Source organism: Kingella sp. SNUBH-2017 (genome assembly GCF_028680565.1).
Lineage (GTDB): Bacteria > Pseudomonadota > Gammaproteobacteria > Burkholderiales > Neisseriaceae > Kingella_D > Kingella_D pumchi.
The window spans coordinates 92,882-115,800 of the sequence record NZ_JAPHVK010000007.1 but is presented as its reverse complement, the minus strand read 5'-3'; the positions used below and the strand labels follow the sequence as shown (position 1 = coordinate 115,800).

Here is a 22,919-nt window from a genome sequence, read left to right as displayed (position 1 = left end):
CCGGTTGTGTCGATGGGTTGCCCGACCGCTCCCTGAGCTACGCAACGGTTGTTTGCCTTGGTCGGATGCGGGCGGCGGCGGGCGGTTTGTTGCTATGATACGGGTGTTCCGATATACAAGGTCGGATTCTTGAATCCGACATTGCCCCGATTCAGACGGCCTTTTGACTTTTCCCCGCAACAAGATTTACGCGTGCTTTTACGGCCAAAGGCCGTCCCCGCCTGCGCGGGGATGACGTTTCTGAAACCCGTTCCATCCGAAAGACACCCATGCCCAACCTCATCATCATCGACACCGGCTGTGCCAACCTCTTCTCCGTGCAAGCCGCCTTTGCCCGTCTCGGCTGCCGTGCCCGCATCAGCGCCGACCCCGTTGCCATCGCCGCCGCCGACAAACTGCTCCTGCCCGGCGTCGGCACCGCTGCCGCTGCCATGCACAACATCGCCGCGCGCGGCCTTGCCGACCCCATTCGTCGCGCGCAACAGCCGCTTTTGGGCATCTGCCTCGGCATGCAGTTGCTCGGCGAGTACTCCGCCGAAGGCGACGTACCCGCCCTCGGTGTCCTGCCCGCGCGCACCGCGATACTCGACGCAGACGGCCTGCCGCTGCCGCATATGGGCTGGAACACCGTCCGCCACCAGCCCGAACATCCGCTATTTGAAGGCATCGCGCAGGATAGCCATTTCTACTTCGTCCACAGCTACAGCATTGCCGTCGGCGCCTGCACCGTCGCCGAAAGCCACTACGGCAGCGCCTTTTCCGCCGCCGTGCAGCAGGGCAACTTCTACGGCGTGCAATTCCACCCCGAACGCTCCGGCAAAAGCGGCGCGCGTCTCTTGCACAACTTCCTGCATAACCTGTAAACCGTTGCCGGCTTTTCAGGCTGCTCGGGTTTACTTGCTTTCCCGTCCGCCGGATGGGTGCGAAAGCAATGGGGCAGACGGTAACGAAGGGCATCGGCCGGTGTTTTTCAGGCTGCCTGCCGCTGCCGCGCAGGCAGCCTGAAAGCCAAGGGCAGGGGCTTTTGTGCTATGATGCCGCTCTTTGCAAACAGTTCGGGGTAAAAGTCCGATGAAAAAAATCCTGGCCGCAGGTGCGGTGGTGTTCGGTGGTTTGGGCGTGTTCGGCGTGCTGCCCAATTATTTGGGCATGAAGGCGCAAGAGTCGCTCGAAATCCAGCACCGTGCTTTGGCAGATACCTTTTTCTTCGATATGGTGTCGCACAAATACGAGCGCGGCTGGTTCACTTCCACCGAAACCACCGTGGTGCGCGTGCATCCCGAAATCCTGTCCAATCTCGGCGGCTATCTGCCGGACAATGTGAAAACGGTGCTGGAAAAGCCGGTGGTGATGGTCAACCATGTCAAGCACTACCCCTTTGCCGACGGTTTTACTCCGGTGCGCGCGGTGGTGGAAACCGAATTCCAGTACGACCCCGAAGTGCAGAAAACCCTGTCGCGCTTTTTCGGCCAGCAGGTGCCGGTGAGCGCGCACAATGTGATCAAGCTCGACGGCAGCGGCCGCTATACGGTGAAAGTCGCGCCTTTCGAGTATGAAGAGCTCTCCGGCATCAAGCTCGATTGGAAAGGCATGGATGCCGAAGTCGATTACGCCGCCAATTTCACTGAATACCAAAGCCGTTTCACGCTGCCGGGCTTTAAAGCGGTGCTGGCCGACAAAGGCAGCCTGAACGCCGAGCAGATCGAAGTGGCCGCCAAAACCTATCCCGGCAGCAACGGCCTGTCGCTCGGTTCGTCCGAAACCAAGCTCGGGCGTTTTGAAATCGAGTGGAAAGACAGCATTTCCTACAATGTGCGCCTGAACGAACTGATCAATATGGTTACCGATCTGCAGATCGGCGCCTTTATCAATCCCAACGGCGACATCCCGCCCAGCAAAGTCAGCCTGGACAAACTCAGCTACCGCACCGAAACCGAAGAGAAAAACGGCTATATCGACAGCCGCGGCGTGTTTGCGTTCGACAAGCTCAACTACGGCGAAAACCAATATGGCCCGCTCAATATCGACATCGCCGCCGAGCATCTCAACGCCAAAGCGCTGGCAGACATGAAAAAAAGCCTGCAGCGCATCGCCATGGACAAATACACCGGCGACCAGGCGCGCGATCAGGTACTGGCCGCCGCGCGCAACGAAGGCGCGCCGCTGTTTACCGACAACCCGCTGTTCCGCATCAAGCGCTTCGAGTTCCAAACCCCGCAGGGGCATGTTAACAGCCGCGGTCAGCTCAGCTTCGACGGCTTGAGCAAGGCCGATCTCGAATCTTTTCCCGATATGGTGAAGAAAATGCGCGTCGATCTGGATTTGGACGTATCGCAGAAGCTGATTGAGGAATTCGTCATTACCCAGGCGCGCAGCCTGTTTGCCGTCGAAGATCCCAACAGCGAGCAGGAAAAACAGGAAGTTGCCGATACCATCCGCCTGCTGGTGGCCGGCAGCATCGACACCATGATCGGTGAAGGCCATCTCAAGCGCAGCAACGGCGCGGTGATGACCCGTCTCGAAATCGCCGGCAACCGCATCACGCTCAACGGCAAGCAGTTTGAAGCCCGCTCCGACGACGATGATTTGTGGCAGGGCTTGGAAGATAAGCCCGCATCCGCATCGGCCGCCGGCAAATAAGCCGCCCGCTGCACCCGAAACTTTTCAGGCTGCCTGCAGATTCCGATTTGCAGGCAGCCTGAAAAGTTTGCGCAAACCGCTTGGCGGGCATCGTCCGGCAGCCGCCGTTTTCAGGCTGCCGCAGGGCAGGGCGGGGCGCTGCGGTAGCTGCCAAGCGGCGCTATTTGTGTTAAAGTCCCGCCCGAATCCAAACAAGACGGGCAAGCCGTCTTGTTGTTGTGTAAACGGGGCGGAAAAGCAGCCTGAAAGGCATTCCGCCATCCTGCAGATAAGGATAGTTATGGCTCAAAACGTAGTGGTCGTCGGCTCGCAGTGGGGCGACGAAGGAAAAGGCAAAATCGTGGACTGGCTGGCCGAGCAGTGCGACGGCGTGGTGCGCTTTCAGGGCGGCCACAATGCCGGACACACGCTGGTGGTGGGCGGCAAAAAAACCATTCTGCGCCTGATTCCCAGCGGCATCCTGCACGAAAAACTCGACTGCTACATCGGCTCGGGCGTTGTCGTTTCCCCCGAAGCGCTGCTGGGCGAAATCGACGAATTGGACGCGGCGGGCGTGAAAAACGTGGCCGGCCGCCTGAAAATCGCCCCCACCTGTCCGCTGATTTTGCCCTACCACATCGCGCTCGACCAAGCCCGCGAAGCCAGCAAGGGCGAAGGCAAAATCGGCACCACCGGCCGCGGCATCGGCCCGGCGTATGAAGACAAAGTCGCCCGCCGCTCGGTACGCGCCGGCGATCTGCGCGATATGGCGCTGGTGGCGGAAAAAGTCCGCGCCAATCTCGCGCTCTATAATGTCCAGCTCGAACACCTGCACGGTGCCGCGCCGCTGGAATTTGACAGCGTGATGGCGGTGATTGAGGGTTTCCGCGCCCGCATCCTGCCGATGCTTGCCGATGTTTCGCGCACGCTCTACGACAAAATCCAAAACGGCGAACGCCTGCTGTTTGAAGGCGCGCAGGGCACGCTGCTCGACATCGACTGCGGCACCTATCCCTTCGTTACTTCGTCCAACTGCGTGGCCGGCGCCGCATCGGCCGGTGCGGGCGTGCCGCCGCAGGCACTCGATTATGTGCTGGGCATTGTGAAGGCCTACACCACCCGCGTCGGTTCCGGCCCTTTCCCCACCGAGCTGTTTGACGAAGTGGGCGCCGGTTTGGCTAAGCGCGGGCACGAATTTGGTTCGGTAACCGGCCGCGCCCGCCGCTGCGGTTGGTTCGACGCCGCCGCGCTCAAACGCGCCATTCAAATCAACGGCATCAGCGGCATGTGCATCACCAAGCTCGACGTGATGGACGGCATCGACGAAATCAAACTGTGCGTGGGCTACACCCTGCCCGACGGCAGCACCACCGACATCCTGCCCTTCGGCGCCCACGAAGTTTCAGGCTGCACGCCGATCTACGAAACCCTGCCCGGCTGGAAAGAATCCACCGTCGGCGCCAAATCCTACGACGCGCTGCCCGAAAACGCCTGCCGCTATCTGCAGCGCATCGAAGAAGTGTGCGGCGCACCGATTGCCATCGTTTCCACCGGCCCCGACCGCGACGAAACCATCCTGATCCGCCATCCTTTCGAGGCTTAAGCCCCGCTTTCGCGCCGCCCGTTTTCAGGCAGCCTGAAACGGCGGCGCCTTGTTTTTTCGGTTTGAGGCAGCCTGAAAGCCTTTTCAGGCTGCCTTTTCCCGCCATTTTCATAAGGAAAAACGCCATGTGGTTCAAACAAATCAGCTTCTATCCGCTCAATAAAAACCAGCTTCCCGATATCGAAACCCTGTCTGCCAAACTGGCCGAGGCCGAATTTGCGCCGGTTACCGGTTTGGACTGGTTCAGCGAGGGCTTTGCCGCCGTCCACGGCTTTTCGCCGGAGCCGGTGTTTCCCGCCGACTTCACCTGGAGCGTGGCGCTCAAGCGCGCGGAAAAAGTGCTGCCCGCCGGCGTAATCCGCGACGTTTTGGAAGAAAAGGTGCAGGAAATCCAAAACAACGAAGGCCGCAGCGTCGGCCGCAAAGAAAAGCAGGAGCTCAAAGAGCAGCTAACCGACGACTTACTGCCGCGCGCCTTTACCCGCACCGGCCGCACGCTGGCGGTATGCAACAGCCGCAGCGGCTTTTTGCTGGTCAATAACGCATCGGCTGCCAAAGCCGAAAACCTGCTGGCCAAACTGCGCGAAGCGCTCGGCGGCTTGGAAGCCCGGCTGCCGCGCACCAAGCAATCGCCCGGCTCGCTGATGACCGACTGGCTGCTCAAAGGCCGCTGCGCAGGCGGCTTCGAGCTGGACGACAGCTGCGAGATGAAAGGCAGCGGCGATGTGGCGCCGGTGGTGAAGGTTGCCAAGCAGGATCTGACCGCCGACGAAGTGGTGCAGCATGTGAAAAACGGCAAAAGCGTAACCCAGCTCGGCCTGGTGTGGCGCGACCAAATCGCCTTTATCCTAACCGAAGAGCTGACCCTTAAGCGCGTGCAGTATCTCGACGTGCTGCAGGAAGAGGCCGAAAACCGCGGCGACGATGCCGAAGCGCTGGCATTCGCTTCGCAAATCCTGATGGCCGAAAGCGTCTCGAATATGCTCGAAGAGCTGGTGGCCCATCTGGGCGGCTGGCAGGATTAAAGTTTTCAGGCTGCTTTGGAGTAGTTTTCAGGCTGCCTGCCCGACGGTTTAAGCAACAACCGTTGGGCAGGCAGCCTGAAAAGCATTTGCGCGCCAAATAAAAAAACGTAAACTGCCGCTACAGGCAGCCTGCGTAGCGCAGCAAAGTTGCGAAGCTAAAACCATTCCATCCAATGCAATAAAGGAAAAACCATGAAAGCATTAAAACCGGTATTTGCCCTGCTGCCAGCACTGCTGCTGGCGGGTTGCGACTGTATGTTTGCTTCGGGAGAAACATCGTGGCAAGAAGAAGTGCAGTTATCAAGCGGCACCAAAATTTGGGTAAAGCGTACGGCAAAAGGCGAAGCATCCTGCCAGCTGGGCGGGCCCAATTCGTATGACGTAAACGAGCGCGAATTGGAAGTGATTGCTTCTGCCGGTCTGCCCGTTCCGCCGAAATGGTCGTCGGAGTGGAGAGATATGGTTTTAGACCGGGATAAAGACGGCACATGGTATCTGGTTGTCACTCCCGTTGATACCCGCCATTGGATCAGCAAGCTGCCCTACGCCCAATTCAAAGCAATCGACGGGAAATGGCAGCAGGTTGAGTTTGACAAATCGCTGAATGGCAGGGAAGCAAATCTGGAGTTCACGCTTAAAGTAGGGAAAATGCCGGAAAAAATCTATCTGACAGACAAACCGCTGGATATGGTACACCCTGAAGAATTCAAGAGTAACGTTGCATCCAGATACATTTATATTAATCTTGGTACCAAATACTGGTAATTTCATTTTCCAAATCCAAACTTAGGAGAGAATCATGGCAATCGACGTAAAAACCTACGCCCAACTGGCTGCCCGTGTGTATGACAAGAAGCAAAAAGAAAACAAAATGACTCTGCCGGCCGGCTTTGAAGAAGTGCATTGGCGTGATGACGATGCTTCGGGGTTTTCTGCCGGTGTGTACCGTTCGGCAGACGGCAAGCAGGTGGTGGTTTCGTTTACCGGCACCAATGCCCGCACCGTTTCAGGCTGCCTGTCTGATGGTTTAAAGGATGAACCATCAGACAGGCAGCCTGCGTAGCGCAGCGAAGTTGCGAAGCTAAAACCATTCCGCCCAATGCAATAAAGGAGAAACCATGAAAGCGCTAAAACCGTTATTTGCCCTGCTGCCAGCCCTGCTGCTGGCGGGTTGCGACTGTATGTTTGCTTCGGGAGAAACATCGTGGAAAGAAGAAGTGCAGTTATCAAGCGGCACCAAAATTTGGGTAAAGCGCACAGTAAAGGGCGAAGCATCCTGCCAGTTGGGTGGACCCAATTCTTATGAAGTAAACGAGCGCGAATTGGAAGTGATTGCTTCTGCCGGTCTGCCCGTTCCGCCGAAATGGTCGTCGGAGTGGGATGATATGATTTTAGACCGGGATAAAGACGGCACATGGTATCTGGTGGTAACGGCAGGCTCCCCGGTTAACTGGGTCAGCGATTTGAAATACGCCCAATTCAAAGCAATCGACGGGAAATGGCAGCAGGTGGAGTTTGACAAATCGCTGGATGGTAGGGATGCCAATTTGGAGTACACTCTAAAAGTAGGAAAAATGCCGAAAGAAATTTTCCTACATGACAAACCATTGAATAGAGTACACCCTAAAGAGTTTAAAAGTAATGTTCAATCTAGGTATAAGTATATTAATCTTGACACCAAATACTGGTAATTTTATTTCATAAACTTAGGAGAGAATCATGGCAATCGATGTAAAAACCTACGCCCAACTGGCTGCCCGTGTGTATGACAAGAAGCCCTTAAACAAACCAGCGCCAATCTGCCCGCTACGCCGCCGCTCAACAGCCCCCCACATTTTCAGGCTGCCTTGCACTTTGCAAGGCAGCCTGAAAACATAATGAGTGCTTAAGACCATATCCTGAGCCTTAGGGCGAAGTCTGCCCCGCCGCAAAGCCGTACCATCGCCGCTTTTTAATCGGCAGCGCAGGAGGCTGCCAAAGGAGCAAACAATGGCATCAGCCAAAAAACCGTTTCCGATGCCGACGGGCTATTTCGGCATCCCCCTGGGCCTGGGCGCATTATCGCTGGCGTGGTCGCACGCGGCGGACGTTTATCCGCAGCTGGCGGCGTGGTTCGGCACCGCAGCGGGCGTATTGTCGGTGGGCAGCTGGGCGCTGTTTGCGCTGATGTTCGCCTACAAATGGCTTGCCTACCGCGAGCAGCTGCTGGACGAATGGCGCTGCCCCGTGCGCTTTTCCTATATCGCGCTGGTGGCGATCAGCACGATTATCGTCGGCGAAGTGCTGCGCCGCTGGACGGGCTGGGGCGAAGCGCTGATTTGGGCTGGCGTTGCCGGCCAGCTGGTGTATTCCAGCATCCGCATCGGTTCGCTGTGGCAGGGCGACGTGTTTACCGAAAAATCAGTGCAGCCGCCGTTTTACCTGCCCGCGGTCGCCGCCAACTACACCAGCACCGGCGCGATGGTGGTGCTCGGGCATCACGATTTCGGCTGGATGTTTTGGGGCGCGGGCACGCTGGCGTGGATCATGTTTGAACCGCTGCTGTTGCAGCGCATGCGGCTGTTCCGTTTGGAAAAAGACCAGCGCCCCGCCATCGGCATCGTGCTGGCGCCCGCTTTTGTTGGCGCGGCGGCGTATCTGGCGCTTACGGGCGGGCAGGTGGACAACGTGGTCAAAATCTTGGTCGGCTACGGCTTTTTGCAGCTGTTTTACCTGCTGCGCCTGCTGCCGTGGATTTTGGAATACGGCTTTGCCGTGGGACATTGGTCGTTCTCGTTCGGCGCGGCGTCGATGGCGGCGGTGGCGCTGTCCATGCGCGCGCAAACGGCGTATCCGCTGTTTTGGACGGGCGTGTTTTGGTTTGCCAATGCGCTGATTGCGCTGTTGGTGCTGATGACGGCGCTGCGGATTGCGCAGGGGCGGTTTTGGTTAAAAGCAGCCTGAAAACGGCGAAACGGCAGAAAAACGGCTTTCAGGCTGCTTTGGCGGCAGCCTGAAAGCCCGATTCGTTTATAATCCGCCCCTTTGTTTCCCCGCCATCAGGCACACCATGCTCAAATTCACCCTGCACAAAACCGACGGCCACGCCCGCCGCGGCACGCTCGAACTCAACCACGGCAGCATCGAAACACCCGTTTTCATGCCGGTGGGCACTTACGGCTCGGTCAAAGCCATGTCGCCCGCCAACCTGCACGACATCAAAGCGCAGATTATTCTCGGCAACACTTATCACTTGTGGCTGCGCCCCGGGCTGGAAGTCATCGAACAATTCGGCGGCCTGCATCAGTTTATCGGCTGGGACAAACCGATACTCACCGACTCGGGCGGCTTCCAAGTGTTTTCGCTCGCCGATATGCGCAAGCTCACCGAAGAAGGCTGCACCTTCAAAAGCCCGATTAACGGCGACAAATTGTTTCTCTCGCCCGAAATCTCGATGAAAATCCAAACGGTTTTGAATTCCGACATCGCCATGCAGCTTGACGAATGCACGCCCGGCGAAGCCACAAAGGCGCAGGCCGAAGCATCGCTGCAAATGAGCCTGCGCTGGGCGGAGCGCTCGAAAAAGGCGTTTGAAGATTTGAACAATCCCAACGCGCTCTTTGGCATTGTGCAGGGCGCGATGTATGAAGATTTGCGCGAACAGTCGCTGCGCGGGCTGGAAGAATTTGACTTCCCGGGGCTGGCCATCGGCGGTTTGAGTGTCGGCGAACCCAAGCCCGAGATGTACCGCATGCTGCGCGCCGTCGGCCCGATGCTGCCCGCGCACAAACCGCATTATCTGATGGGCGTGGGCACGCCCGAAGATTTGGTGTACGGCGTGGCACACGGCGTGGATATGTTCGACTGCGTAATGCCCACGCGCAACGCCCGCAACGGCTGGCTGTTTACCCGCTTTGGCGACGTGAAAATCAAAAACGCCAAGCACAAACACGACACCGCGCCGCTGGACGCAAGCTGTACCTGTTATACCTGTCAAAATTTCAGCCGCGCCTATCTGCACCACCTGCACCGCGCCGGCGAAATCCTGGGCGCACAGCTCAATACCATCCACAATCTGCATTTTTATCAGGTAATCATGGAAGAAATGCGCGAAGCCATCGAACAGGGAAAATTCGCCGACTGGCGGGCGCATTTTCACGAGCTGCGCGGCACCAGTCCTGAAGCGTAATAAACGGCAAAAAGGCAGCCTGAAAAGTTTTCAGGCTGCCTTTTTGCTGTATTTTGCCGTGTGCTTACAGGCCGGTGATAAAAGCGACCAGACCCAGCACGATGCCCGGGGCGTTGGCGACGGCGATCGGCCAGTCGCGCGGCTGTTTGAACAGGCCGTAGGCCACCCAGATGGTGCAGTTGATGCTGGCCACCAAGGGCTGCAGCAGTTCTAAGAAAGTTACTTCGCGGCCTTTGAGATTGGCGGCGATTTGCGGAACATAGGCCACATACATGGCAACGGCCATGATGCTGCCGATGGTGCCGAGAATGCGGATTTGTTTTTCGGTCATGTTTTTTCCTTCCGTGTGTGTTTGCTGCAGCTGCAGCGCAAAAGGGCGGCATGATAAAGACTTTGCGTCGATTTTTCAAAGGTTTTTCGGGAGTGTGGCGTTTTTTCAGGCAGCCTGAAACGGCCAAACCGCCGCGCAGGGCGGCGGTTTGGCGGACAGGGCAGCCTGAAAACTTTTCAGGCTGCTTCGCTGCCGATGCCGAATACTTGGCGCAGATAGGCGAGGAAAGTGTTGTTGTCGGTAACGGTTTTGCCAGGGCTGTCGGAGAGTTTGGCCACCGACTGGCCGTTGCATTCGACCAGTTTCAACACGATGTTGAGCGGGGTGTGCCCCATGTCATTGGTGAGATTGGTGCCGATGCCGAAGCTGGTTTTGAAGCGGTCTTTGAAATACTGGTGCAAATCCCAGGCTTTCTCCAGCGTCAGGCCGTCGGAGAAGGTGAGCATTTTGGTGCGGCTGTCGATTTTGAGCTTGCGGTAGTGGGCATAGGCTTTGTCGCCCCAAACATAGGGGTCGCCGCTGTCGTGGCGCAGGCCGTCGAAAAGTTTGGCGAAGTAAAGGTCGAAATCGCGCAAAAAGGCGTCCATGCCGACAACGTCGGTGAGCGCGATGCCCAAATCGCCGCGGTATTCGTGCACCCAGGCATCGAGGGCGGCTTTTTGGAAGTCGCGCAGGCGCACGTCGAGCGCCTGGAAGGCCTGCAGAAATTCGTGCGCCATGGTGCCGATGGGGGTAAGGCCGAGGGTTTTGGCCAGATAGACGTTGCTGGTGCCGCGAAACACCTGCGGCGCGGCCTGGTGCAGGGTGCGCACCACATGTTCCTGCCAGGCCGGATTGTAGCGGCGGCGGGTGCCGAAGTCGGACACCAGAAATTCGGGATCGCCCGGCTGCTGGTGCTGGGCGTAGGCGGTAAGCAGCGTGGCTTTGTCGCGCAGGCGCTTTTCGCCTTCGGCGAGCACGGCGGGGGTTTCGAGACGGCGGAAATAGAGTTCGTTGACGATGGCCAGAATGTAGATTTCAAAGAACATCGCCTGAATCATCGGCCCTTCGATGCGGATGTTGAGCCGGTTTTCGTCGTCGATATGCACGTGCACGAAGCGGCGTTTGAGCTGAAAGAGTTCGAGATAATCGACAAAGTCGCTTTTGATAAAGCGCAGGCTGCGCAGGTAGTCCAGCTCGTCGGCGCTAAACTGCAGGCTGCACAGATCGTCGAGTTCGCGCTCGAAGTCGTCGCGGATTTCGGAGAGCGGATAGACGGTCTGGTCGTTGTTGCGGCAGCGGAATTCGTAAACGCTGTGGGTTTCGGGAAACTGGTGCAGCACCACCTGCAGCATGGTGAATTTGTAAAGGTCGGTATCGAGCAGGGAGCGGATTATCGGCATAAGGACTGGGATGTTGCGGACAAAGCGCAATTAAAGCACGTTTGCGCCGCTTTGTGCGGAAAATCCCAAGGGTGCGGCGCCGCGGCTGCGTTATAATCCGCGCCAGTTTCAGCAAGGAGAAAACATGAGCGACAAACCGCTTGCCGGCAGCCTGAAAGCCGGCGCATGGCTGCACAAGGCCGGTGTTTACGCCCGCCTGATGCGTTTGGACAAACCCATCGGCACGCTGCTGCTGCTGTGGCCGACGCTGTGGGCGCTGTGGCTGGCGGCGCAGGGGCGGCCGGACAATACCGTGCTGCTGTGCTTTGCGCTGGGCACGCTGCTGATGCGCAGCGCCGGCTGCGTGATCAACGACTGGGCCGACCGCGGTTTCGACGGCAGCGTGGCGCGCACCGCCGGCCGGCCGTTTGTCCGCGGCGAAGTGGGGGAAAAGGAAGCGCTGCGGCTGGCGGCGGTGCTGGTGCTGCTGGCCGCCTGCTGCCTGATTCCCCTGAACCGCACCGTTTGGCTGTTTGCCCTGCCGGCGGTGTTTGTCGCTTTCAGCTATCCCTTTGCCAAGCGCTTTTTCCCGCTGCCGCAGCTTTATCTGGGCATCGCCTTTTCTTTCGGCATTCCGATGGCTTTCGCCGCCGTGCAGGGGCGCGTGCCGGGTTATGCCTGGTGGCTGTTTACCGCCAATCTGTGCTGGACGCTGGCGTATGACACCATCTACGCGATGGCCGACAAGGAAGACGATTTGAAAATCGGCATCAAAACTTCGGCCATCACTTTCGGCCGGCTCGATGCCGAAATGGCGATGCTCTGCCACGGCCTGTTTGATCTGCTGATGATGCAGGTGGGCATGGCCGTTGGTGCCGGATGGCCGTTTTGGGCGGCGCTGGTGCTGACGGTTTATTGGCAGTGGCGCCACTATCTGCGCATTCAGAGGCGGGATCGCGACGAGTGTTTTGCCGTTTTTCTCGACAACAACAAAATCGGCTGGCTGTGGTTTACCGCGCTGGCGGTGCAGTACGGCGCCGGTTCTTAAGGATTTTTTGTTTTCAGGCTGCCTTTAGCGGGCAGCCTGAAAATTGTTTGGGCAACAGCCGAATAAAACACGCCGCCCGGGACAACTCGGGCGGCGCTTCAGTTTTCAGGCTGCTTCAAGCAAGGCAGCCTGAAAGGTTTTACTCTTCAAATTTCAGCTTGTGTTTGGCGGCGGCAGCGGCCAGTTGGGTTTGCGCGGCCATCAGCTTCTGCTGGCCGCTCATCATTTGTTTCTGCGCTTCCATCATCGCGGCGGCATTATTAGGATCTTTTGCATCGAGCTTAAAGCCTTTTTCGATGCCGGCAACCATTTCGCCCATACCCTGCGAGAGGTTGTTGCGGATGGCTTTGCCTTCTTCCGATTGCAGGTTCAGTGCGTTCAATTTTTCCGGCAGCGGGCGGAAGAAGACCAGCATTTCTTCAACAATGGCTTTTTGTTCTTCTTCGCTCTTGGCGGCCATCAGCCGGTCTTGGAATTTTTGGTTGGCTTCTTTGCTGTAGCCGGTTGCTTTCACCGCTTCGCTGATGGCTTTCAAATCTTCCACTTCAGGGTTGCTGCAGGCGGCGAGCAGAGCAATGCTGCCCAGCAGCAGGGCAGCTTTGGAGAGGTTTTTGCCGAGGTTTTGCCAGAATTTCATGTAAACAGTCCTTTGTTGTCGGTTTGGATGGGGGAAAACGGCTTTCAGGCAGCCTGAAAGCCGCTGCGGATTATAAAGGTTTCAGCGGTTTTCGGCAGCGCTTTTTGCGGCGGCGGCGCCAAGTTTTTCAATGCCGGTGCTGCCGAGTGCCTGCACCAGATCGCGGGCGCGGCCGTGGCTGCCGATCGGGTAGTCGGGAGCAATTTCCGCTAGCGGCAGCATCACGAAACTGCGCTGGTGGGCGCGCGGGTGGGGCAGGGTGAGTTCGGCGTCGTCGGATATGCTGCCGGCAAAGTCGATCAAGTCCAAATCCAGCGTGCGCGGGGCGTTGCGAAAGCTGCGCACGCGGCCGAAGCGGGTTTCGATGTCCTGCAGTAGGTGCAGCAGCTCGCGCGCGCCGCAGTCGGCTTCAACGAGAGCGACGGCATTGACGAAATCGGGCTGGTCGGCATAGCCGACGGGCGCGCTCAGATACAGCGACGAGGCTTGCAGGCTGCGGATAACGGGCAGGGCGGCAACGGCGGCGATGGCGCGGCGCACCTGTTCGGCAGGGTTTTCGAGATTGCTGCCGAAGGCGATAAGGGCGGTGGCGGTCATGGCGGTAAACGGGAAAACAATGGGAAAAGCAGCCTGAAAACGCGGCGGGCGTTTTTCAGGCTGCCTGCGCGGCAAGATAGGCTTCGAGCGCGGCGGCATCGAGATGCCAGTGGCAGATTTGGTGGGCGCCATGCAGCAGCACCGGCACCAGCTCGTTGTACTTTTCTTCGAGCGCGGGGTCGTCATCGACATCGACGATTTCGATCTCAAAGCCCCAGCGTTCTTGAAATGGGCGCAGCGCGTCGCGCATCTGGTGGCACAGGCCGCAGTATTCGCGGAACATCAGGGTCAGGGTCATGGTGCGGGTGCTTCCGAAACGGGTTTCAGGCTGCTTTGCAGGCAGCCTGAAAAACGGATTACAGCCAGCCGGCGCCGTTTTCGCGCACGATTTGCGCCAGCGCGTCGAGCCAGTCGGGGTTGTCGTTGAGGCAGGGGATGTAGTGGTAGTCGCTGCCGCCGGCGGCATGGAAAAGCTCGCGGCCGCTGATGGCGATTTCTTCCATGGTTTCGAGGCAGTCGGCAACAAAGCCGGGGCAGGCGATGTCGATGCGGCCGCCCGCGTTTTTTTTCGCCAGCTGTTTTATCAGCTGCTGGGTGTTGGGTTCCAGCCATTTGGCGGGGCCGAAGCGGCTTTGGAAGCAGACTTCGTAATCCTGTTCGCCCAAACCGAGTTCGGCGGCAATCAGGCGGGCGCTGTGGCGGCATTCCGACTGGTAGGGGTCGCCGTTGCGCTCGTGGCGCAGCGGGATGCCGTGGAAGCTGAACAGCAGTTTGCCTCCGCTGCCGTGTTGGGCGCGGTAATTGCGGATTTGCGCGGCTTGGGCGCCGATGTAGGCGGGATGGTCGTAAAAGCGGCTGACGGTGCGCAGCGACATCTGGTTGCGCTGGCGCTTCAAGGCATCGTGCACCTGGTCAAGCGCGGCGCCGCTGCTGCTGCCGGCGTATTGCGGATACAGCGGCAGCACAATCAGCCGGCCGACGCCCTGCGCTTTGAGTGCTTCGATGGCCGAGGGGATGGACGGTTCGCTGTAGCTCATCGCATAGGCGACGGCGACATCTTCAGGCAGCCGGCTTTGCAGCCCTTCGCACTGGCGGCGGGTAAACACTTCCAGCGGCGAGCCTTCCTTAAACCACACTTTGGCGTAGTTGGCGGCGCTTTTTTTGGCGCGCAGCGGCAGAATCACGCCGCGCAGCAGCGGCTGCCACAGCAGGGCGGGCAGCTCGACGATGCGCCGGTCGGAAAGAAAGCTGCGCAGATAGGGGCGCACGGCGGCGGCGGTGGGAGCGGCGGGGGTGCCGAGATTGATCAGCAGCACGCCGGTTTTCTGCCGGCCGCCGGCTGCCGGCTTGGGTTCGGGATTCAAAGATTTCATGGCAGTGGTGTGGTGGCGGGGCTGCCGGCAATCCGTCGGGATTGCGGCGTTTCGCGCCCTTGTCGTTGTGGTTTGCGCGAAAAGCGCATGGTGCCTTTTCAGGCTGCTTTCGGGAAACAGGCAGCCTGAAAGGTTTTCAGGCTGCCTGCGGGCGGTGCGGCGCTTTAGTTGTTGCCGCCGTTATTGTTGTTGAGGCCTTGGCGGCGGACGACGGCGGGAACTTCAAAATCGTCGAGTACCGACTGACTGGAGAAGTCGGCGGCCACCAGGTTCATGCTGCGGGTTTTGCGGCCGGAGATAATCATGCCGGCGCCGTCGCCGCCCAGCGCGTCGTGGCGGGGGGTGCTGCGCACGGGCGCTGCGGGACGCGGCTGGTTTTGGTCTTCAAGACCGGTGGCGATGATGGTGATGCGGATGGCGTCTTCGTCCATGTTCTCGTCTTCGACGTTGCCGAATTTGAGTTCGGCATCCGGCAGCGCGTATTCGGTAACCTTGGCCATGATTTCTTCGTATTCGTCGAGAATGAAGCATTCGGGCGCGGTGGTGATGTTGACCAGCACGCCTTTGGCGCCGTTGAGGTTGATATCGTCCAGAAGCGGGCTGGAGATAGCTTCCTGTACGGCGATGCGGGCGCGGTCGGGGCCGCTGGCTTCGCCGATGCCCATCATCGCCATGCCGGTGATGCTCATCATGTTTTTGACGTCGGCAAAATCAACGTTGATCAGGCCGCGGTAGGTAACGATTTCAGAGATGCCGGCCACGGCGTTGCGCAGCACGTTGTTGGCGGCGCGGAAAGCGGCGCGTACGGTTACGCCTTTGCCCAGCGCGGCGAGCAGTTTGTCGTTGGGCACTACGATCAGCGAATCGACGTGGCGTTTGAGATTGTCGATGCCTTCCTGGGCGATGGCGGTGCGGCGACCTTCGTGTTTGAAGGGGCGGGTAACCACGGCCACGGTCAGGATGCCGAGTTCTTTGGCCACTTCGGCAATCACCGGAGTGGCGCCGGTGCCGGTGCCGCCGCCCATACCGGTGGTGATGAACAGCATATCGGCGCCGCTGATCAGTTTGGCAATCGCTTCACGGTCTTCCAGCGCGGCATCGCGGCCGACTTCGGGATTGGCGCCGGCACCCAAACCGCGGGTCAGGTTGACGCCGAGCTGGATTTTGTTTTTCGCCAGATTGCCCTGCAGCGATTGGGCATCGGTGTTGGCGCTGATGTATTCGACGCCCTGGATCGGATTTTCGATCATGTGGTTGATGGCGTTGCAGCCGCCGCCGCCGACGCCGATGACTTTGATGACAGTCGAACCGACGACGGTTTCGATGGTGGGATTGGCGGTGTTTTCCATAATAGTGCAAGCTCCTTAACGCTCGGGGCGGGTGATGGTAATGGTAATCGGGCGGCGGCCGGGGCAGCCTGAAAGGGTAGGGCGGATCAGAATTTTTCGTTTATCCACTGTTTGGTGCGCGTCCACCAGCTTTCGCCGTCGTCTTCTTCGTGGACGGCATGGCTGCGCTGCGGTGCCGGCGTGTGGTCGGCTGGCGCTTCGCTGTCGCGGCGGCGCACGGGAACGCCGGCGCTGCTGCCGTGGTGCAGGGCGCGTTCCTGCGCGGTTTGCAGCAGGCCGATAACGGTGGCGTAGCGCGGGTTGCGGATGCGTTCGGAAACGCCGCTGATTTCCTGCGGCACGCCGACACGGGCGGGCAGGTTGAAGACGTTTTCGGCCAGATCGGTGCAGCCGTTGAGCAGCGAAGCGCCGCCGGTAAGCACCACACCGGAGGTAAGCACGTCTTCGGGGAAGCCGGAGCGGCGCAGTTCGTTCAGTGCCAGTTCCAAAATTTCTTCGACGCGCGGGCCGATGATGCTGGCGAGCACGCGGCGGGCGATCTGGCGCGGCGGACGATCGCCAACGCTGGGGACTTCGACCATTTCGTCCAAACCTTCGATATCGGGATGGTCGGTGGCGACGCCGTGGAAGATTTTGATGCGCTCGGCGGCGCCGTAGGGCGTGCGCAGCGCCTGGGCGAGGTCGCGGGTAATCAAATCGCCGGCAATCGGGATAACGGCGGTGTGGCGGATGGCGCCGTTGGTGTAAACGGCGATGTCGGTGGTGCCGCCGCCGATGTCGAGCACGCACACGCCGAGTTCTTTTTCGTCTTCGGTGAGCACCGCATCGGCGCTGGCCAAGGGCTGCAGCACCACTTCGTCCACTTTCAGGCCGCAGCGCTCGATGCATTTTTGCAGGTTTTGCAATGCGGTGGCGGCGCCGGTGATGATGTGCACGCGGGTATCGAGGCGGATGCCGCTCATGCCGATCGGCTCGCGCACGCCGGGCTGGTTGTCGATGATGTATTCCTGCACCACGGTGTGCAGCACCTGGTGGTCGGGCGGGATATTGACGGCTTTGGCGGTTTCTTTGGCGCGCTCGATGTCGGCCTGGGTGACTTCGCCGTCTTTGATTTTGACCACGCCTTGCGAATTGCGGCTGCTGATGTGGTTGCCGGAGATGCCGATGGTTACGCTGCGGATTTTGCAGTCGGCCATGTGTTCGGCTTCGCCGACCGCCTGGCGGATAGCCTGGGCGGTGGCGTCGATATTGTTGACCATACCGGCTTTGAGGCCGCGCGATTCGACCTGGCCTAAGCCGACGATGTGGATTTCTTCGTCGATGATTTCGCCGATCAGGGCGATGACTTTCGAGGTGCCGATGTCTAGGGCACAGACGTATTGTTTGTTTTCCATATAGGGCGGTTTCCCGGAAAAATGCCGTCGCGGATGCTTTTCAGGCTGCCTGAAACTCAGCGGCGGCGGGTTTGGGCTTTGTTGTTGTTTTTCGGTGCGGCGCTCTCGGCCGCTGCGGTGTAGGGCGCTTCGGCATCGTCGTCTTTGGGCAGGGCAGGGCGCTCGGATTTGCTGCGGTAGCCGACGGCGAATCCGTCTTTATAGCGCATATCGACATAATCGAGCGCATGGGCATGCGCCGCCAGATGGCCGGACCAGGATTCGGCGAAGCGGCCGATGCGGTGGTGGATGTTTTCCCGACCCAGACGCACTTCGACGCCGTTGTCGAGCATCAGCGTCCAAGCCGAGCGCGGGCTGTATTGTAAACGCAGAATCTTCAAACGCAAAGGCTGCAGCTTGGTGCTGAAGGCGCGGTAGTTCTCAATCATCAGCGGCATATCGCGCGATTCGCCGTCAAACTCGGGCAGTTCGGCATCGTAGGCAGCCTGAAAAATGCGGCCTTTATCATCGACCAGTCCGGCGTGTTCGTTGTCGCGCAGCCAGCGGGCAAAGGGTTTGTGTTCGCTGACGCGGATTCTGATGGTGTGCGGCGGAACGCGCTCGGCTTTGGCGTCGGCCACCCACGGGTCGCTTTGGACAATGCTCTGCGCGCGGCCGACATCGACGCTGAAAAAGCTGCCGGTCAGGCCGGGGCGCACGCGCTCGAACAGTTTTTCCTTGTCGGCATACTGCAGGGCGGCTTGTCCTTCGGTGGGAACGATGTCGATGCTGGCGATGTGGAAATAGGGGTGCTTGTTCAGCCACAGCGCACCGGCGATTAAGACGGCAAGCCAGGCGGCGTAATAAAACAGCTTCACGGCGGCTCTCCGAATCAGGCGCGGGCGGTTTGCAGGATGATCAGGCACAAATCGGCAAAGCCGATGCCGGCTTCCAGCGCGGCTTTGGGCACCAGGCTGTGGTCGGTCATGCCGGGAACGGTGTTGATTTCCAGCAGGTAGAGTTTGCCGTTTTCATCGCGCAAAAAATCGACGCGCGCCCACGAATCGCGGCCGCCGAGGGCTTCGAAAGCGCGCAGTGCCAGCGAGCGCATTTCTTTTTCGTGTTCTTCGCCCAAATCCGACGGGCATTGGTAAACGGTGTTGTCGAGCAGGTATTTGGCTTCGTAGTCGTAAAACTCGTTGGCGGGGATGATGCGGATGGTGGGCAGCGCCTGGCCGCCGACGATGGCGCAGGTGTATTCGCCGCCGGAAATGAAGCGCTCGGCAAGAATTTCGCCGTGCAGGTTTTGCCCGCGCAACTCGCGGTAGCGGGCTTCGAGTTCGGCGGTGGTTTTGACTTTATAAACGCCGACGCTGCTGCCTTCGGCGGCGGGTTTGATAAACAGCGGCAGGCCGAGTTCGGCGGCGACGGCGGCAAAGTCGCTGTCATCGTGCAGCACGGTAAAGGGCGGCACCGGCAGGTCGAGCGCCTGCCAGATCAGTTTGCTGCGGTATTTGTCCATGCCCAGCGCCGAAGTGAGCACGCCGCTGCCGGTGTAGGGGATGCCCAGTGCTTCGAGCGCGCCCTGCACGGTGCCGTCTTCGCCGTAGGTGCCGTGCAGAATGTTGAAGGCAGCCTGAAAGCCGTCGGTTTTGAGTGCGGACAAATCGCGCTCGGCAGGGTCGAACAAATGGGCATCGACGCCCTTGCTTTGCAGGGCGGCGAGAATGGCGCGGCCGCTGTTGAGCGACACTTCGCGCTCGGCGGAAAAACCGCCGGCGAGTACGGCTACTTTACCGATACTGTGCATGGTGGAACTTTCTGTGCGTGCGGCAGCCTGAAACTTTCAGGGTGCCTGAAAACGGTGGAAAACGAAAAACGGAGCGCGACCGTTTTTTCAGGCTGCTTTTGCCGTATGCAGGAAAGCAGCCTGAAAGGATCAGGCGGTTTTGGCGGTGAGATCGACCAGCGCCTGCGCGGTTTTGCTGATGCTGCCGGCGCCCATCGCCAAGAGCACGTCGCCATCCTGCAAAAAGCCCAGCAGGGCATGGGGCAGGGCGGCGATGTTTTCGCAGTAGAGCGGCTCGCCGCCTTCGGGGCGGCTTTCCTGCAGGGCGCGTGCCAATGCGCGGCTGTCCGCGCCTTCGATGGGCGCTTCGCCGGCGGGATAGACTTCGGTGAGCGCGAGGGCGTCGGCGCTGCCGAGTATCTGCACGAAGGAATCGAACAAATCGCGGGTGCGGCTGTAGCGGTGCGGCTGGAAGGCCAGCACCAGGCGGCGGTCGGGGTAGGCGCCGCGCGCGGCGGCGAGGGTGGCGGACATTTCGGCGGGATGGTGGCCGTAGTCGTCGATAACCAGCGCGCTGCCTCCGTTGGGTAGTGGGATTTCGCCATAGTGCTGGAAGCGGCGGTTCACGCCTGCAAAGTGGCGCAGGCTGTCTTGGATGGCGCTGACCGGCACGCCGCATTCAAGGGCGATGCCGATGCTCGCCAGTGCGTTGAGCACGTTGTGGCGGCCGGGCAGGTTGAGGCGCACGTCGAAATTCAGGTTGCCGGTTTTGCCGCGGTAGGCGACTTTGAAACGCATCTGTGCGCCGGCGGCTTCGATGTCGTAGGCGCGCAAGTCGGCGTTTTCGTCGTCGATGGCGTAGGTGGAGTAGGGGCGGCGGATTTCCGGCAGGATGGCGCGGACGTTGGCGCTGTCGCTGCACAAAAAGGCTTTGCCGTAGAAGGGAATGCGGTGGACGAAGTCGATAAAGGCCTGGTGTAGGCGGCGCGCGTCGTGGCCGTAGGTGTCCATGTGGTCTTCGTCGATATTGGTAACCACGGTGAGCACGGGACTAAGATACAGGAAGGAGGCGTCGCTTTCGTCGGCCTCGGCCACGATGTAGTCGCCCTGCCCGAGCTTGGCGTTACTGCCGGCGGCGGTGAGTTTGCCGCCGATAACGAAGGTGGGGTCGAGGCCGGCGGCGCTGAGGATGGAGGCGGTCAGGCTGGTGGTGGTGGTTTTGCCATGGGTGCCGGCGATGGCGATGCCCTCGCGCAGGCGCATCAGTTCGGCCAGCATCAGCGCGCGCGGAATCACCGGAATGTGCTGCGCGTGCGCGGCCTGCACTTCGGGATTGTCGGCTTGGACGGCGGTGGAGGTTACGACGACATCGACGTCTTCCACCTGCTCGGCGCGGTGGCCGTGGAAAACGCGGATGCCGGCCTGCTGCAGGCGCTCGGTTACGGCGCTGGGGGTTTGGTCGGAGCCGGAAACGCGGAAGTTGAGGTTGTGCAGCACTTCGGCGATGCCGCACATGCCGGCGCCGCCGATGCCGACGAAGTGGATTTTCTTGACGCGGTTTTTCATGGTGTTTGCAATGGTGTGGGCAGTTTTCGGGCGGCAGAAGGCAGCCTGAAAGCAAAAAGCCGCCATTCTAAAGCGCCTGCCGGCGGTTTGCCATGTTTTTTGCGGTTTTTCAGGCTGCTTTTTTCGAGGGAATGCTCGAAACTGCCGGCGCTAAGGCGGGCGCTGGCGGAACGGTTCAGCGGCGGCGGACGGTTTTCAGGCTGCTTCTTCGGCAGCCAGCCGCAGCAGCGCGTCGCGGTTGGAGGGCGAGAACACGACGGCTGCGGCTTCGGCCAGCGGCAGCCAGTGGCTGGCGGTGTGTTCGGCCGACAGCCGCACCTGCGTGGGATCGGCCACGCGGGCGGAAAACCAGTGTTCGGTGTTTCGGGTTACGCCTGCGGGGTAGCGGTGGCGCCAGTGCGGGTAGATTTCGTAGTCGGTGTGAAAATGCCAGTCGGCCAGATCCTGCGGGGCAAGGGCGATGCCGGTTTCTTCGGCGGTTTCGCGCAGGGCAGCCTGAAACGGGGTTTCGCCCGCCTCCAGGCTGCCGGTTACGGACTGCCAGAAACCGGCGCGGTCGGCGCGCTCGAGCAGCAGGGCGCTGCCTTGGCCGTCGTGCAGCAGCACCAGTACGGAAACGGGGCGTTTGGGCGGCTTGGGTGTTTCAGGCTGCATCAGACGGGCTTTCTGCGGCGGTTGCGCTTTTCTGCAAGGTAACGGCAGGGGCGGGGTTGTCGTTGAGGATGCGGACTTCGCGCTGCGGGTAGGGGAATTCGATGCCTTCTTCTCGGAAGCGCTGCCAGATGGTGAGCAGGATGCGCGAGGAGAGGTCGAGAAAGCCGTTTTCGGGGTCGCTGACCCAAAAACCGAGGGTGAGGTCGATGCCGTTGTCGCCGAAGCCCACCAGATAGGCGCTGGGGTCGGGGTTCTCCTGCACGCGCGGCTCGGCGGCAGCGGCGGCTTTGAGGATTTCGAGCGCCTGTGGCAGGTCGGTCTGGTAGCCGACTTGGATGTTCAGGCTGTGTTTGAGTGAGCGGGCGGTGTAGGACTCGTTGATAACGGTGGAGGTAACGAAGGTTTCGTTCGGAATCAGCGCTTCCTGCCCGCTGCCGCTTCTGAGTACCACGTAGCGGGCGGTGATTTCGCTGACGTAGCCGGTGAAGTTGTTTACCGTGAGCCGGTCGTTGGGGCGGATGGAACGGTCGGCCAGGATGATGAAGCCGGAAACGTAGTTGCTGGCGATTTTCTGCAAGCCGAAGCCGAGGCCGACGCCGAGCGCGCCGCCGAATACCGACAATACCGTCAGGTCGATGCCCACCAGCGGCAGGGCAATCAGCACCGAAAGGATCATCAGCAGGGTTTTCACCGCCTTGCCCAGCACGATGCGCAGGTTGATGTCCAGGCGGGTGGTGCGCATCAACTGCGTGTTGATCCACTTGGCCAGCCACATCATCAGCACCATCACGATGCCCACCCACAGCAGGCCGGTCAGGATGGTGTAGAGGCTCAGGTGCGACGATCCGACGGAAAACTTCAGCGATTTCATCCATCGGATGATCAGATCGTCCACGCTCGACACCCACAGCAGGAAGCACACCCACAGCGTTGTGGAGGCCGTGCGTTCGAGGCGGTTGGAGAAATTGTTTTCCGGCAAGGCCTGGTTGATAACCGCCAGCACCAGCCGGATCATAATCATCCAGTACGCGGCCAGCGCCAGAAACTGCAGCCAGACGGCCGGAAAGCCGGCCAGCGGCCAGATAACCAGCGCCACTGCGGCAGCGGCCAGCATCAGCAGCGGCCACAAAATCCGCGCCACGATATGCCGCAGCGGATGCCAGTGGATGAATTTTTCCAGATAGCCGCGTTTTTCGATAAAGCGGCACAGCATGAAGGCGCCGCCGGCCAAGACCGCCGCCAGCGCCAGCTCCACCCAGCCCGAAGGCTGCCTGAAGCTGCGCTGCAAAAGCTGGAGGGCGAACTCGTCGCGGCTGACCATATGTGCCGAGAGCCATTCGTTGATTGTCGTTTTGTCCATTGTTCGGTTCCGGTTTTGGCTAAGTGTGTGTGTCGCCGATTATAGCCGATGCGGCTTCAGGCAGCC

23 protein-coding genes are annotated in these 22,919 nt (G+C 59.9%); 10 read left to right on the top strand and 13 right to left on the bottom strand.

The features are described 5' to 3' along the window. Positions 1-269: 269 nt before the first annotated feature. From hisH to tgt, 9 genes are all read left to right on the top strand, one after another. Entirely contained in the window at positions 270-863 is a 594-nt protein-coding gene (gene hisH / locus OP500_RS07220; RefSeq protein WP_238748277.1) for an imidazole glycerol phosphate synthase subunit HisH, read from the top strand. A gap of 208 nt (positions 864-1,071) precedes the next feature. Continuing rightward, positions 1,072-2,640: a YdgA family protein gene (locus OP500_RS07215; protein ID WP_274070579.1), complete on the top strand. Its 1,569-nt coding sequence runs from the start codon at positions 1,072-1,074 to the stop codon at positions 2,638-2,640. 274 nt (positions 2,641-2,914) lie between these two features. Beyond that, a complete protein-coding gene (locus tag OP500_RS07210) occupies positions 2,915-4,222 on the top strand; it encodes an adenylosuccinate synthase (protein ID WP_274070582.1) in 1,308 nt (435 codons plus the stop codon). 125 nt (positions 4,223-4,347) lie between these two features. Next, positions 4,348-5,247: a recombination-associated protein RdgC gene (locus OP500_RS07205; RefSeq protein ID WP_274070578.1), complete on the top strand. Its 900-nt coding sequence runs from the start codon at positions 4,348-4,350 to the stop codon at positions 5,245-5,247. A gap of 192 nt (positions 5,248-5,439) precedes the next feature. After that, positions 5,440-6,012, top strand: a complete 573-nt coding sequence (locus OP500_RS07200) for a hypothetical protein (RefSeq protein ID WP_274070577.1) — start codon at positions 5,440-5,442, stop codon at positions 6,010-6,012. A 34-nt stretch (positions 6,013-6,046) separates the two neighbouring features. After that, the gene (locus OP500_RS07195; RefSeq protein WP_274070576.1) at positions 6,047-6,310 is read left to right on the top strand and encodes a hypothetical protein; all 264 of its coding nucleotides are present in this window, start codon (positions 6,047-6,049) and stop codon (positions 6,308-6,310) included. A 55-nt stretch (positions 6,311-6,365) separates the two neighbouring features. Further along, entirely contained in the window at positions 6,366-6,938 is a 573-nt protein-coding gene (locus OP500_RS07190; RefSeq protein WP_274070575.1) for a hypothetical protein, read from the top strand. Positions 6,939-7,236: 298 nt separating this feature from the next. Next, complete coding sequence (locus tag OP500_RS07185; protein WP_238745639.1) at positions 7,237-8,190, top strand: dicarboxylate transporter/tellurite-resistance protein TehA; 954 nt, start codon at positions 7,237-7,239, stop codon at positions 8,188-8,190. Between the two features lie 106 nt (positions 8,191-8,296). Beyond that, complete coding sequence (gene tgt / locus OP500_RS07180) at positions 8,297-9,415, top strand: tRNA guanosine(34) transglycosylase Tgt (protein WP_274070574.1); 1,119 nt, start codon at positions 8,297-8,299, stop codon at positions 9,413-9,415. A gap of 64 nt (positions 9,416-9,479) precedes the next feature. Here tgt and OP500_RS07175 read toward each other — a convergent pair whose 3' ends face one another. Both OP500_RS07175 and pncB read right to left on the bottom strand, forming a co-directional pair. Next, on the bottom strand, positions 9,480-9,746 hold the full coding sequence (locus OP500_RS07175; protein ID WP_238745642.1) for an SWEET family sugar transporter: 267 nt from the start codon (positions 9,744-9,746) through the stop codon (positions 9,480-9,482). Between the two features lie 176 nt (positions 9,747-9,922). Further along, positions 9,923-11,128 carry a nicotinate phosphoribosyltransferase gene (pncB, locus tag OP500_RS07170; protein WP_274070573.1) on the bottom strand — a complete coding sequence of 402 codons (1,206 nt, stop codon included), beginning with the start codon at positions 11,126-11,128 and terminating at the stop codon, positions 9,923-9,925. A gap of 124 nt (positions 11,129-11,252) precedes the next feature. Here pncB and ubiA point away from each other — a divergent pair, with 124 nt between their 5' ends. Continuing rightward, entirely contained in the window at positions 11,253-12,155 is a 903-nt protein-coding gene (gene ubiA, locus OP500_RS07165; protein ID WP_274070572.1) for a 4-hydroxybenzoate octaprenyltransferase, read from the top strand. Positions 12,156-12,294: 139 nt separating this feature from the next. Here ubiA and OP500_RS07160 read toward each other — a convergent pair whose 3' ends face one another. The 11 genes from OP500_RS07160 to OP500_RS07110 all read right to left on the bottom strand — a co-directional run bounded on the left by OP500_RS07160 (position 12,295) and on the right by OP500_RS07110 (position 22,853). Then, positions 12,295-12,792 (bottom strand): hypothetical protein, encoded by a 498-nt coding sequence (locus tag OP500_RS07160; RefSeq protein WP_238745648.1) that lies wholly within the window; start codon positions 12,790-12,792, stop codon positions 12,295-12,297. A gap of 81 nt (positions 12,793-12,873) precedes the next feature. Continuing rightward, the gene (folK, locus tag OP500_RS07155) at positions 12,874-13,389 is read right to left on the bottom strand and encodes a 2-amino-4-hydroxy-6-hydroxymethyldihydropteridine diphosphokinase (RefSeq protein ID WP_274070571.1); all 516 of its coding nucleotides are present in this window, start codon (positions 13,387-13,389) and stop codon (positions 12,874-12,876) included. Between the two features lie 55 nt (positions 13,390-13,444). Then, positions 13,445-13,687 carry a glutaredoxin family protein gene (locus tag OP500_RS07150; RefSeq protein ID WP_274070570.1) on the bottom strand — a complete coding sequence of 81 codons (243 nt, stop codon included), beginning with the start codon at positions 13,685-13,687 and terminating at the stop codon, positions 13,445-13,447. A 58-nt stretch (positions 13,688-13,745) separates the two neighbouring features. Continuing rightward, positions 13,746-14,762, bottom strand: a complete 1,017-nt coding sequence (gene hemH, locus OP500_RS07145) for a ferrochelatase (RefSeq protein WP_238745653.1) — start codon at positions 14,760-14,762, stop codon at positions 13,746-13,748. A 164-nt stretch (positions 14,763-14,926) separates the two neighbouring features. Next, entirely contained in the window at positions 14,927-16,111 is a 1,185-nt protein-coding gene (gene ftsZ / locus OP500_RS07140; protein WP_238745655.1) for a cell division protein FtsZ, read from the bottom strand. Positions 16,112-16,197: 86 nt separating this feature from the next. Next, complete coding sequence (ftsA, locus tag OP500_RS07135; RefSeq protein WP_238745657.1) at positions 16,198-17,505, bottom strand: cell division protein FtsA; 1,308 nt, start codon at positions 17,503-17,505, stop codon at positions 16,198-16,200. A gap of 56 nt (positions 17,506-17,561) precedes the next feature. After that, the gene (locus tag OP500_RS07130) at positions 17,562-18,362 is read right to left on the bottom strand and encodes a cell division protein FtsQ/DivIB (protein ID WP_274070569.1); all 801 of its coding nucleotides are present in this window, start codon (positions 18,360-18,362) and stop codon (positions 17,562-17,564) included. 14 nt (positions 18,363-18,376) lie between these two features. Next, positions 18,377-19,294 carry a D-alanine--D-alanine ligase gene (locus tag OP500_RS07125; RefSeq protein ID WP_274070568.1) on the bottom strand — a complete coding sequence of 306 codons (918 nt, stop codon included), beginning with the start codon at positions 19,292-19,294 and terminating at the stop codon, positions 18,377-18,379. Between the two features lie 129 nt (positions 19,295-19,423). Continuing rightward, positions 19,424-20,839, bottom strand: a complete 1,416-nt coding sequence (murC, locus tag OP500_RS07120) for a UDP-N-acetylmuramate--L-alanine ligase (RefSeq protein ID WP_274070581.1) — start codon at positions 20,837-20,839, stop codon at positions 19,424-19,426. Between the two features lie 195 nt (positions 20,840-21,034). Continuing rightward, a complete protein-coding gene (nudB, locus tag OP500_RS07115; protein ID WP_274070567.1) occupies positions 21,035-21,493 on the bottom strand; it encodes a dihydroneopterin triphosphate diphosphatase in 459 nt (152 codons plus the stop codon). Next, entirely contained in the window at positions 21,483-22,853 is a 1,371-nt protein-coding gene (locus OP500_RS07110; protein ID WP_274070566.1) for a mechanosensitive ion channel family protein, read from the bottom strand. The genes nudB and OP500_RS07110 overlap by 11 nt, the downstream gene beginning before the upstream one ends. Positions 22,854-22,919: the final 66 nt, after the last annotated feature.